8 protein-coding genes are annotated in these 13251 nt (G+C 39.4%); 4 read left to right on the top strand and 4 right to left on the bottom strand.

Annotated features, from left to right (window positions below):
- Positions 1-49: 49 nt before the first annotated feature.
- On the bottom strand, positions 50-1621 hold the full coding sequence (locus CFPU101_RS10805) for a hypothetical protein (RefSeq protein WP_206815358.1): 1572 nt from the start codon (positions 1619-1621) through the stop codon (positions 50-52).
- Between the two features lie 209 nt (positions 1622-1830).
- Here CFPU101_RS10805 and CFPU101_RS10800 point away from each other — a divergent pair, with 209 nt between their 5' ends.
- From CFPU101_RS10800 to CFPU101_RS10785, 4 genes are all read left to right on the top strand, one after another.
- Positions 1831-2580: a response regulator transcription factor gene (locus CFPU101_RS10800; RefSeq protein ID WP_206815357.1), complete on the top strand. Its 750-nt coding sequence runs from the start codon at positions 1831-1833 to the stop codon at positions 2578-2580.
- A 26-nt stretch (positions 2581-2606) separates the two neighbouring features.
- On the top strand, positions 2607-4853 hold the full coding sequence (locus CFPU101_RS10795) for a choice-of-anchor Q domain-containing protein (protein ID WP_206815356.1): 2247 nt from the start codon (positions 2607-2609) through the stop codon (positions 4851-4853).
- 125 nt (positions 4854-4978) lie between these two features.
- A complete protein-coding gene (locus CFPU101_RS10790; RefSeq protein WP_206815355.1) occupies positions 4979-6316 on the top strand; it encodes an AAA-like domain-containing protein in 1338 nt (445 codons plus the stop codon).
- 12 nt (positions 6317-6328) lie between these two features.
- Positions 6329-9019 carry a CHASE2 domain-containing protein gene (locus tag CFPU101_RS10785; protein WP_206815354.1) on the top strand — a complete coding sequence of 897 codons (2691 nt, stop codon included), beginning with the start codon at positions 6329-6331 and terminating at the stop codon, positions 9017-9019.
- Here the strand turns inward: CFPU101_RS10785 and CFPU101_RS10780 are convergent.
- From CFPU101_RS10780 to CFPU101_RS10770, 3 genes are all read right to left on the bottom strand, one after another.
- A complete protein-coding gene (locus tag CFPU101_RS10780; RefSeq protein WP_206815353.1) occupies positions 8996-9751 on the bottom strand; it encodes a DUF928 domain-containing protein in 756 nt (251 codons plus the stop codon). The genes CFPU101_RS10785 and CFPU101_RS10780 overlap by 24 nt on opposite strands.
- A 144-nt stretch (positions 9752-9895) precedes the next feature.
- Positions 9896-12751 carry a filamentous hemagglutinin N-terminal domain-containing protein gene (locus CFPU101_RS10775; RefSeq protein ID WP_206815352.1) on the bottom strand — a complete coding sequence of 952 codons (2856 nt, stop codon included), beginning with the start codon at positions 12749-12751 and terminating at the stop codon, positions 9896-9898.
- A complete protein-coding gene (locus CFPU101_RS10770; protein WP_206815351.1) occupies positions 12745-13179 on the bottom strand; it encodes a hypothetical protein in 435 nt (144 codons plus the stop codon). The genes CFPU101_RS10775 and CFPU101_RS10770 overlap by 7 nt, the downstream gene beginning before the upstream one ends.
- Positions 13180-13251: the final 72 nt, after the last annotated feature.

Here is a 13251-nt window from a genome sequence, read left to right as displayed (position 1 = left end):
ATGCTTTTGTCTTCAGAGAATTTAATGAATTTAGGCTCAGTGTTATTACTCAGGTATTAAGAAAATGCTGATCTGACTCGCTTACAGGCTGTTGTAACTCTGAATTAATATTCTGCTCTAACTCAGGCAATTTTAACAACATTCCAGCAAATAACCAATAATAAATTGAAACTGGTTCTACCGATAAAGGATAATAGTATGGATTGAAGCTAATAAATAGAATAAAAAGCCATAAACAAATTGCCCAATGTCGTAAAGCAGGTGTTTTAAGAGATCGATAAGCTTTGAACGTTAGCCAAGTAATCATTGAAACAACCGTCATAAATGCAATAAATCCGAGGACTCCAATTTCATAGAGTAACTTAACGTAATAAGTTTCAATTAATAGTGTTCCTTCTTCGGTTAAACGACGCGCACCACTGGTTGCACTTCCTAAACCTTCACCAAATAAACTCAAACGACTTGAGAGCCAAGAAAATTGTCTAGCGATAAATTCTTGCGGTGGTGAATACATCCATCGATCTACCAAATTATCAACCCGTTGTTCTACAATACCAACTTGAGTCACCAAGATAAAAACAAAAATTGCAATAATCGCTAATTTAATGATTAATGATTGTTTTCGTTTTTCAGTTACTAACAGTAAGATAATATAAATTAAAGGAACTAAAATAAGAGCAATTCGTTGCCCTGAAACCAGCGTTGCACTTAAAACCATTGCCATCGAGATCCAACTAATAATTTTCCAACGATGAGACGGATCACTAAAAGATGCAGCATAGCTAATAAAAGCACTAGAAATCAGAAACCATCCCCATTGCCAAGGATCAGAAAATGTACCAGAAAGACGAATTAAATTGAGTTTTGGATTGTAGAGATTAGAACCTCCTACTAAACAGTTGGCTTTCAAGGTTGCTTTATCGGTAATATCTGGATAAAATTTAGTTTGAGACAAATCAACCACTGAAGGAAGTTTATTAAGAACAATATTATCAGGACAAATTCCTTGGGTTAATAAAAAATATTGAATCAGACACAAGCTACAACAAATAATGATTAAAACAACCAATAAACGGGTGATGATAGCTACATCCTTGGTCTGTTGTATTAAATAATAGCCACATAAAATTAAAGGAATATAACCTAGTAAGATTTTAATTCCAATCAATCCTTTAGACAAAATATTATTAGGAAGATTAACAAAGAAAAACGTGAGTAAACAGACAGCAACTAAAACAATGATCGCAATTACTAACGGTTTGGTTTTGGCTCTAAGTTTTGGCCAAGCATCACCCGATAATATAATTTTGAGGAGTGCAGGAAAATAAAACGCATCCTTAGCAACTTTAAATAAAGGATAGGATTTACTGTATTTAATCAAGTTACCAACAACAGTAAATACTTTAAAAGTCGAAAAAGCGATCGTACTACTAAACGGAAGATAAATTAAAAGTGCTAATAAACCTAAACGGGGATTGAGAAAGGCTACCACCCCACCTGGAACCAGAAAAAGTCCGAGTAATGCCGCTTTAACATCAAATAACAGAGCTAAAACAACACAAAGAAACAGAGTAGCAACCGTAGTAACAGCAATGGGAAGTAGATTTTTTTCTAAATTCATATCCTAATCACGGACTGAGTTTATAGGTTGCCACCTAGTTTAAGACGAAAAAAGCTTAAGAACAATGTTAGGGTTTTGGTTAAAGGAAACTGAATCGAGAAAAAGTTAGCAATAAGAATCATTTAAGATGGTCACTATAATCTCTAGCTTATTTCACAGTAGCCGTCATACGCTAAGATGAGGATGATACAGATTAGCCAAATTTTTTTATGCTATCTCTAGAAGTGCCTCAATTTTCTTCTAACCGTGACTTAGGACATAACTCTAGAATATTAGTCGTTGAGGATGAAGATATTATTCGAGATATGGTGGTTCTCGCTCTCGAAGAAGAAGGATACGAGGTCGTTAGTGTTAGTGACGGACGTTCTGCGATTGAATTGCTACAATCCGAATCAAGCTCACAAAATTCAGGATTTGACTTACTGTTGTTGGATCTGATGTTACCGCAGATCAACGGTTTAGATATTTGTCGTTTATTGCGCTACCAAAACAATATTATTCCGATTTTAATTTTAAGTGCCAAAGCCAGCGAAACCGATCGCGTACTCGGGTTAGAAGTTGGAGCAGATGATTACTTAACAAAACCCTTCAGTATGCGAGAATTAGTTGCTCGTTGTCGTGCCTTAATTCGTCGCCAAGGTTTTAGTACCCAGACGGCTGCACCGATGCGTCGTTTTCGAGATATAACTCTGAATATCCAAGAATGTCGTGTTCTAGTTCGCGGTGAAGAAATTAATCTATCACCCAAAGAATTTCGATTACTAGAGTTGTTTATGAGCTATCCTAAGCGAGTGTGGTCACGAGAACAACTCATCGAACAAATTTGGGGCCCAGATTTTTTAGGTGATACAAAAACTGTTGATGTCCATATTCGTTGGTTACGAGAAAAATTAGAATTAGATCCCAGTCAACCAGAATATTTGATCACTGTGCGAGGTTTTGGCTATCGTTTTGGTTAGACTAAACGAAAATCTTAGAGACTAAGATGGCAACATTCACCGTCACCAACTTGTCTGACTCAGGTTTGGGAAGCTTGCGTCAAGCGATTGAAAATGCAAACAACCGCCCAGGATTAGATACTGTTGAGTTTGCTAACTTCCCAGGTAATAATACGATTAATCTCAGCACTGGGGAGTTAAGCATTACTGACTCGGTAACAATTAACGGATTAGGACTCACAATCAATGGGAATAATCAAGAATTTCGCATTTTTAAGATCAACCCTAGTACGTCGAGTTCCATCAATGTATCTATTAATGGACTAACGATAACTGGGGGAAAGCCATCAGGTGAAGGTGGTGGCATCTATAGCAATTTTACGAACCTAACACTGACTGATAGCATTATCACAGGCAATACGGTTAATGGTAGTCAGTCCGATGATTTTGATGGTGGTGGCGTTTATAGTAAAAATGGCAGCCTAACGATTAGTAACAGTATCATCTCTGGAAATACCTGTCTGGGTGATACACCCGACGGCGGAGGCATTTATAGCATTGATGGAACTCTAAAAGTCATCAATAGCACGATTACTGATAATAGAGTTGATGGTTTGAGATTCGATGGTGGTGGCGGCATCTATAGCGCACGGGGTAGCGTAACAGTTATTAATTCAACCATTTCTAATAATTCGACTTTTGCTGATTCTCGTTATGATTCGGCTGATGGGGGTGGCATCTTCATTCGAGCGGGTAATCTGAATGTAGCTAACTCGACTATTTCTGGTAATGTAGCATCGGGAGCTAGAACTGACGGTGGGGGCATTTATAGTAGAGATAGCCGTGTCAATGTGATTAATTCGACCATTTCTGATAATTTAACATCCGTTCGTGGGGGCGGAATTTTTAGTATTAGAGGTCGGTTGACGGTAGCTAACTCCACGATTTCAGATAATGGAGCAGTCAATGGTGGCGGTATTTTTAATGATTCTACCTTTAACTTGAGCAATACGATTATTGCTAATAGTCTAGCAGGTGGAGATTGTATTACTTCTGGGAGTTTGGCCACTAATAGCAATAACTTAATTGAAGATGGCAGTTGTCAACCTGCAATAAGCGGAGATCCTAAGCTTGGCCCTTTGCAAGATAACGGCGGCCCAACTTTCACCCAAGCTCTACTCTTCGATAGTCCTGCCCTTGATGCGGGAAACAATGCCATCATTCCCTCTGATGTCAATGATCTTGATGGAGATGGTAATATCACTGAACCCTTACCAAACGATCAGCGCGGAACGGGTTATGCTCGGATTGTAGGTAGCACGGTTGATATAGGAGCATTTGAGGCACAGAATCAGATTCCCCAGCTTAGTATTAATGATGTTACCGTCATTGATGATCCCGAAGGTTTGACTAATGCTGTTTTTACAGTTACGCTCAGTAATCCTAGTTCGACAACTGTGACTGTCAGATATAGTTCGGCCAATGAGACTGCGATCGCCTCAGTTGATTATACGCCCGTCTCTAGAACTTTAACCATTGGACAAGGACAAAACACAGCAACGATTACCGTTTCCATTACAGCCGATACCCTAGTCGAAGCACCTGAAACATTTGTACTAAATTTATCTAGTGCTAATCATGCAATCATTAACGATGCTCAGGGAGTCGGGACAATTACAAATCTAGACCCCGTACAATATGGGGCATCCTATGGCGATCTCATCCAAAATCTCGGCGATAATTTAGACGCACTACGCCAGCATTACTACACCATTGGGCGTTTTGAAGGCAGGCAAAGCGATCTATTTGATGAATTTCGTTATATCGCCTCAAATCCAGACTTAATACCTGTTTTTGGAACCGATGGAGCCAGGGCAACTGAACACTATATCCGTTTTGGTTTTTCTGAACAACGTTCTTTAACCGCATTTGATCCCGCCCGCTATCTTGATTCTTATGATGATTTACTCGGTGTTTATGGTACAAATCTTGAAGCTGCTACGCAACATTATCTAACTAACGGATTTTATGAACAACGTAACCCGAATTTATTTTCAAGCGCTCGCTATCTTGCTTCTTATGGGGATTTAATCGAAGCATTTGGATACAATTTAGCAAGCGGTTCGACTCATTATCTAAATTTAGGACGCATAGAAGGAAGACAAATCACCTTTGAGCCGACTGCCTATCTTGAGCGTAACCCTGATGTTTTTGCTGCTTATGGTAATGATGTAGAAGCGGCAACAAAACATTATATCGAATATGGATATTACGAACAACGTTTGATAGCTTAGTTTAACCTGAGCAAAAAGTTTGTCATCAAATCTTTATCTATTTTTCATAAATTTATCTATCTCATTAAAGTAATTTTTCCGACAAAAACTTTATGATAAAGAATGAATCCTTTTTGCCTTAAGTAATGAACTTACAATTAACTTTGACTTGGGAAGAAGCAAAAGAGATCGCCAATTCCCAAATCTTCAAACACTTTCAAGAGTATTTAAAAGATATTGAACTTGAATTGCTTCAAGGCTCATGGGAGGGTCTAACCTATGACCAAATTGCTGAAACTTATCATCACTCCGTCAATTATATTAGAGGTGATATTGGGCCAAAGTTATGGCATAAACTTTCGATTGCTTTAGCCGAAGAAGTTACGAAAAATAATTTTAAAGGAGCATTAGAAAGAGCTTGGAAAAAACAGCAAGCCTCATCATCTAATAATTTATCTTTTCCTGAAGGTTCAGTCCCTCTCAGTTCACCTTTTTATATCGAGCGAGAGGGAATAGAATCTCTGTGTTATGAGACAGTAGTAAAATCGGGTTCCCTACTTCGGATTAAGGCACCTTCTGGCATGGGTAAAACGTCATTAATCATGCGAGTTTTGGCTCATGCTCAAGCCCATAAATGTCAAGCAGTGTATATCGACCTAAGAAGTGTAGAACGCTCGATTTTAATCTCATTAGAGAAATTTTTGCGTTGGCTGTGTTTGACGGTTAGCCGACAGTTAAAGGTCGAAAATCAACTAAACACTTATTGGGATACCGAAATTTTGGGTAGTAATGACAACTGTACTGTCTATTTTGAAGAGTATTTATTCACCTCTATCAAAGAGCCTTTAGTCTTAGGATTAGATGAAGTTGATCGACTTTTTCCCTATACTGAAATTATTGAAGATTTCTTTGGAATGCTACGAAGCTGGCACGAAAAAGGGAAGATTTCACAAAAGTGGAAACAATTTCATTTAGTCATTGCTCATTCTACTGAGGTCTATATTCCTTTGGATATGAATCAATCTCCATTTAATGCGGGAATTCCCGTAGAGTTAAGCGAGTTTAATCAACAGCAAATCACATCCCTAGCGCATCTCCATCAATTAAATTGGAACAAAACCCAAATCGAAAATTTAATGGAAATTATCGGCGGTCATCCCTATTTAGTCAGGTTGGCGATGTATGAGGTGAGTACACAAAAAGTCACGCTCGACCAACTCTTGAAAGAGGCAGCAACAGAAGCAGGAATTTATAGCAATCATCTGCGGCGACACTTAGAAACACTGCAACAAGACACACCCGAAACACAAGCTTTAAAGCAAGCGTTTAAAGAGGTTGTTACTTCAGCAAAACCTATCGAATTAGATTCAATGCAGATTTATAAGTTGCACAGTATGGGACTGGTTCGACGACTCGATAATCAAGTTAAACCACGATGTCAATTGTATCGTGAGTATTTCCGTCGTGTCTTGTCAGAAAAATAAGCAAAAATACTTATGAGTCAAGCCCAGTCTCACTTTGAATATCAAGTTGGTGGCAGTCTTGCTAGTAATGCTCCAAGCTATGTGAAGCGAAAAGCGGATCACGTATTTTATGAGGCCCTCAAAGCAGGCGAATTGTGCTATGTTCTTAACTCTCGTCAGATGGGAAAATCTAGCTTACGAGTTCGAGCGATGCAAAGACTACAAACCGAAGGTTATATCTGCGCTTTTGTCGATTTGACGGGAATTGGAACGGATATCACGATAGAACAGTGGTATGCAGGTTTTATACAATCTTTGGTGAGCAGTTGTGAGCTAACGGAGCAAATTCAGTGGCGACCTTGGTGGCGCGAAAGACGAGATTTATTTTCCCCTGTGCAACGCTTGGGTCTATTTATTGAAGAAGTGTTGTTAGTTGAGATTAAACTGCCGATTATTATTTTTGTCGATGAAATTGATCGAGTTCTAAGTCAAAAGTTTTCTTTAGATGATTTCTGGGTACTGATTCGATTTTTTCAAAATCAACGAAAGGATGATGCTAAATATCAGCGTTTGACTTTTGCACTTCTTGGGGTGGCAACTCCGAGCAATTTGATTCAAGATAAGACCCAAGCGCCTTTTAATATTGGTAGGGCGATTGAATTAAGCGGTTTTAATTTAGATGAAGTACAGCCGCTTATTGATGGTTTAAAAGGCAAAGTAGATCACCCTCAACTGATGATGCAAGAAATTTTAAATTGGACGGGTGGACAACCGTTTCTGACTCAAAAACTCTGTCGATTGATGGTTGAGCAGTCAATGGTTGCTGAGGTACGCTCGGTCGAACAAGTTGTTAAAGAACGCATTATCGACAATTGGGAATTCCAAGACGAGCCAGAACATTTAAGAACGATCCGCGATCGCATTTTTTATCGAGATGTTTCTAATACTGGTCGTCTTCTCGGACTCTATCAAACAATCTTAGAAAACGGTGAGCTTGAGCCTAATGGCAGTCCAGAACAGATAGAGTTACAGTTATCTGGTTTAATCGTTGAGCGCCAAGGTAAGTTACAGGTTTATAATCGGATTTATCAGACTGTTTTTGACCGAAATTGGCTAGAAAAGAAACTAGCTCAGTTGCGTCCCTATGCTAATCAAATCACTGTATGGTTAGCTTCAGATCGTCTGGATCAAACCCAGTTACTCCAAGATCAAACATTACAAGATGCCTTAACTTGGGCGCTAGGTAAAAGTCTGAGTGACGCAGATTATCAGTTTTTAGGGGCAAGTCAAGAACTCGCTAAACAAAAAGCTCAATCAGCACTCGAAGTTGTTGAATATGCCAATCAATTGTTAGCAACCGCCCGACAGACAGCAGCGCAGGAAGTCCAGCACATCCGACCTCATTGGTTTTGGATACCTCTCGTTGCAATGGGGGTTACGCTCCCCATTCTATTAGTACGAATGCTCGGACTCTTACAGGGATTTGAATGGAATCTACTGGATCAGTTTTTTTGTTGGCGATCATCAGAAGTTCCAGAAAAACGAATTGTGATTGTTACGATTGATGAAAAAGATCTTGCAAAAGTTGGACACTGGCCCCTTGATGATCAGATCTTAACCCAAGTCATTAGCGAGATCAAAGCACAAAACCCGTCCGCAATTGGTCTAGATCTTTATCGTAATTTACCTGTCGAGCCTGGTCATGTCAAATTAGTACAAACCTTTAAAACAACGCCTAATTTATTTGGAATTGAAAAAGTAGTTGAGCCGAAGATACCGCCACCTCCTCAACTCAAACAACGCGGACAAGTCGGTTTTTCTGATCAAGTCGTCGATCCTGATGGTACGCTCCGTCGTGCTTTGTTATCGGTTTGGCTTTCTGATGGGCAAGAAAATTATAGTTTAGCCCTTAAACTGGCCCTACACTATTTAGCAACTCAAAACATCACCCCAAAAACGGATCAACAAGATCCGCAAAAAATCTATTTGGGAACAGCCACCTTTGAGCGATTTAAAAGCAATGATGGTGGATATGTGCGATCGCAGTCGGGAGGTTATCAAATATTATTGAATTTTCGCGGTTCTCATCGTACTTTTACTACAGTTTCTCTACAACAAGTCCTCAATCACCAAATTCCACCGCATATCTTCCGTTCACGTCTGGTTTTGATTGGCACAACAGCACCCAGTTTAAATGATTTGTTTTACACACCCTATAGTGTTAGTTTGTCGAAATCTCCAGAACTGATGCCAGGAGTTTTTATTCACGCTAACATCATTAGCCAAATTATTAGTACTGCTCTCGATAAACGTCCCTTGTTACGAGTTTGGACTGATCCCTTAGAATGTCTATGGATGTTGGTTTGGGCTGTTTTAGGAGCGGGACTAGCTTGGTTATTAAAGTCACCTGTGGCGATCGCGGTTTGTCTGATCATAGGTAGTAGTGGGCTATTGATTGGCTGCTATCTGGCTTTTTTACAAGGGTGGTGGTTGCCTGTCATTCCTCCGTTTTTGGTTCTGGTTGGAGCAGCAGTAATCATCCCAATTGTGGCAAACCGACAAATGAATAAACTTTTATTTGATCGTACTTTTGCGTATCTTTTAATCGTTAGCTCAAATAATCCCACTGCTGGACGCATTTCGATCGAATATCTCAAACAGTCGGAAACCAAAGAAAATCAAGCTTTAATCGAAAATACCTTAAAAACGAAGTGGCCTAGATGAGATTTCTTGGAGTCCAACGGATGCCAAAAAATTAGACCAAATCTCAGTCATCTCTTCACTTTCAGGTTGTGATCGCTTGGCTTCAACTAAAGCTAATAACGCATCGTACCACAGTCCTTGCTCACCATACCATCTTGCTTGAGTCAGTGCATTTTCTTGATTTAGTTTAGAGGGTATGGCTTGAGGTGGAGCAACACGACGTACCCAAGATGCGATCGCAGGATCATCAGGTCGTGGTTTTTCCCCACACACTAAGACCACAGACCATTGATATTCTTTACCAATTTCTAAAGGGGGTGAGTTTTCAGACGGACTAACACTAATAATTCCAGACGAATCTTTCAGCGATAAGACCGTTTGAGAATGATGTATTGTGCCATTCTCTTTAATACTTAAAATCAGTTGTTTGGCAGTTGTTTTCGACAAAGCAATTAAAAATGTCGGTCGCTCTGTGACAGTTAAACCATAATTAGAGGTGGGAACAAGAGGCATCAATGAATGTTCTGGAATAGTTGAAACTGAAGTTGTATCCTGAAAACATTGATTATCTTGACGAGATCCCGCTCCCGAAGTTTGATCGGGTTTGCCTTCGTTTGGTGGTGGTTTAAAGGATACTGTCGGAATTGCATGATCATTACCTGAACGGTTGCTCGGTTGGGCCATCAGTGGCAAAATTGACGCAAACAACAGTCCGACAAAAAATAGAGGAAGCAAGCTTTTAGGATTTAACATTTTATTAACCCAAATTGAGGATTAGAGATCCCGCTAGTATTACTTCAAGCTATTTCGCTCACTTTACGGATCAATTTTAACGTGATTGTCCTGTTAAAAATCTGAAAAATCAGGTTTATGTTGATCACCCATTGTTAAGCAACATTATTCGCCATCCGCAGGGCAGGTTACTGATTGTTCTGGCAGACGGGGTGATTCGGTTACAGTAGAATCATAATCCGTCAGCATTACTTCGCCTTTCTCATTAAAAATCCAGCCTTGAGCAGGTTTAATGGGTGTAGCAGGTGGTACGATCATTTGATGCTTTATAGATTGATTTTGTGGGGTGACAGGTTTGACTAAATCAACTTGGACAGCATCACTACTAAGGTTTTCATTAAGATTTGGGGGTAAACCACCTCGTCCAGTAATCGTTAATTGACTGGTTTCCATTTTTTTACAAGGGTTTTGGGTAATTAAAGCCCTCGGATTAATAATTGTTTCGGGTAATTTAAGAAATCCGCGATTTGGATCAATTTCAGGGGTATTCAGTTCAACAATACCATTAAACTCAGGGCCACGCTCCGATCTAGCCGTAATGCTACTGTCTGGAGTCAAGAATTTTCCTTTAGTATTGATCCTCACTCTACCACCTGATGCGTTAACTGAATTAGCTGTAATACTACTATTTCTCAAAACTAATACACTTGTATTAATATTAATATTGCCCCCACTAGCTTCTCTAGTCGCATTAGTTGTAATTTGGCTATTATTGCGTAAGATCGTATCGTTGCTCACTTGAAGTGTAATATTCCCTTCGCCTGCGGTGGTATCTGCACTTAATACAGCGTAGTTAGTCAAACCGAGCGTAGAAGCATTGATGAAAAGATTGCCTGATGCTCCTGTTCCTGATGCGCTAACACTGACTCTACCGCCATCTTGAATGTTTAATTGAGTCGTATTAATGTTTAAATTTCCCGCCGCTAGAGGACTTGCACTCTCAGCTAACAAGGAACTTCCAAAACCACTAACGATAACTGATTCTAAAGCATTGATATTGATATTTCCTGCTTGACCTGTACTTCCTCCGAAGGCTGCTACCGAAATGGTACCGCCATCTTTAAGAATTAAGCGACTGGTTTTAAGATTAATGACCCCGCCATTACCCGTCGCTTCTACACCTATAGGGTTACTTGTAGTAGAAAAAATACCAGTGCGAAACAGTTGATCATCACCTGTTCCCTGACCAATAATCTCGATCCTATCCGACGCTTCTATATTAATCTGTCCCCCATCACCTGCGCCAATGGTTGAGCTTGTTAAGACACCTCCATTACGGAAAAATAAGCGATCTGTTTTGATTTGAAGATTGCCTGATGAACCCTCACCTGATGTGCTAACACTGATTCTACCGCCATCTTGAATGTTTAATTGAGCCGTATTAATAAGTAAATTACCCGCAGCTTGAGAATTTGTACTTTCAGCTAACAAGGAACTTCCAAAGCCACTAACGATAACTGATTCTAAAGCATTGATATTGATATTTCCTGCTTGACCTATACTACCGTCGAAAGCAGCCACCGAAATAGTACCCCCATCTTGGATCGTTAAACGACTGGTTCTAATATTAACGACCCCGCCATTACCCGTAACTTCTAATCCTAGAGGGTTACTTGTAGTTGAAAAAATACCACTAGGATAATTTCTGCCAATTAATACTCCCTGACCGAAAATCTCGATTCCATCCGACGCTTCTATATTAATTTGTCCTGCGTTACCACTGCGATCCGTTGAACTTCTTAAAACACCTCCATTACGAAAAATCAAGCGACCTGTTCTGATTTGAGCATCTCCTGCATCCCCCTTACCAGAGGTCGAAGTTTGTAAAATAGCATAATCTCCAGTACCATTGACATCAATAAATTCAGTCGCATTGATGCTTAAATTACCACCTCTTCCGTCACTAAAAGTAGCCGTATCGACAAAAGAACCCTGATTTAGGATTAATAAACGTTTCGTTTCAATAATTATATCGGGCGATGTTCCAGACGAAAAGGCTAGTGCGCTGATATTGCTATCCTTACTAACTTCTAGTGACTCAGTTGCTTGTATTTTGATCAATCCTCCTGCATCGGCTCCATCGTTAAATCTATTTACCTCAGAATTATCGCTCAATGTAATTCTTTTTCCCCGTAACTGTATATCTTCTCCCGTCCCTAGCACTAATGACTGAATGATCCCTTTTTGGGACAGTTGAATATCTTGAAAATTTTGAACGGTATCATAACCAAATGACCAACCTTGAGCGATTGGAGTTAGACTCACAAGAGCAGGAGCAGCAACACTACCTACTTCAATTCTCCCACCTAACCCAGTCAGTATTCCTCCTTCTAGCAAAACATTACCACCAATCAGGGCTAAAGTTTGTCCTGACTGTAAAAGAAGTCCATTGCCACCGTCAGCGATCGAGCGATTAACAATATCTCCTGGTTGTTCTCTAAACTGTAAGCCGATTGGAATAGTAACGGTTAATATCGGTTGTGCTTGAACATCTGTCGCACTAAAAACGCTCCCATCAGCAAAGTTAATCTGAGTAGCTGTACTGGTAATAAAAGAACCTTTAATATCTATCTGAGCATTTGACCCGAAAATAATTCCATGAGGATTGAGTAAAAATAAACTTGCATTGCCTTGAGTCTTAATTAAGCCATCAATATTAGAAATAGAACCACCTGTTACTCGACTAAAGATATTTTGAATGTTGGGTGCATTATCAAAAATAACTGAGCCACCCGTCGGAACCGAAAAATCACGAAAACTATGGAATAAATTTCCGCCTGCTTGACTTTGACCTGTAACTGTAAAATTTAGTTGATCTGGGGTTGTTACTTCAGTAGACAGTGTTCCATCTGAGCTAACTTGTGCTTGACTTGAACTGATTAAGCTCAAACTGTATAGCCAAAAAATCGCCGTAAGATGAAACAATTTGTAAAACTTAGAGTGATGGATTTGGTTTAGCATTTGATACATCTTTTTAATACCCCTGAACCTGTATACTGTCCTAGCTCACCTGTATCTGTCTTACACTCTCCGCATCGCTCGGTAATATTTGTATCTTCTCCTAATGCTTTCTCTGCTGCTTGTGCCTCTTCACGTAATTTGGTCGCTACTCTTGTGGCTCCTTGCTGATCTTTTATTTTGGCTTGGCGAGTTTTTGCAACGATTAACACTTCAAGCTCTCTGTTTTCTAATACCTGATTAATCGCTTGTGTATAAAAAAAATCTGCATTAGCTTCTTCTCCTTTTTCCTCAGCTTGAATTCCTTTTTTTAACAATTCCAAGGTTTTATTTTGGGATTTGCTTTGAGCGGATGCAACTGTAGATAGACTCAATATTAGAGTTATAGCTAAAACAATGATCAAAATAAGCGAATAAGCAATTTTTGTCATTTATTTCCTTTTTTTGAATTTCATCTTATAAGGATAGTTGTTTAAAGGGAAGGTTTAGGAACAATCTTTTTT

This window comes from Chroococcus sp. FPU101, assembly GCF_017312365.1.
Classification (GTDB): Bacteria; Cyanobacteriota; Cyanobacteriia; order Cyanobacteriales; family Microcystaceae; genus Chroococcus.
Note: the sequence above shows the minus strand (reverse complement) of the source record. Positions and strands in the feature narration are given on the sequence as shown.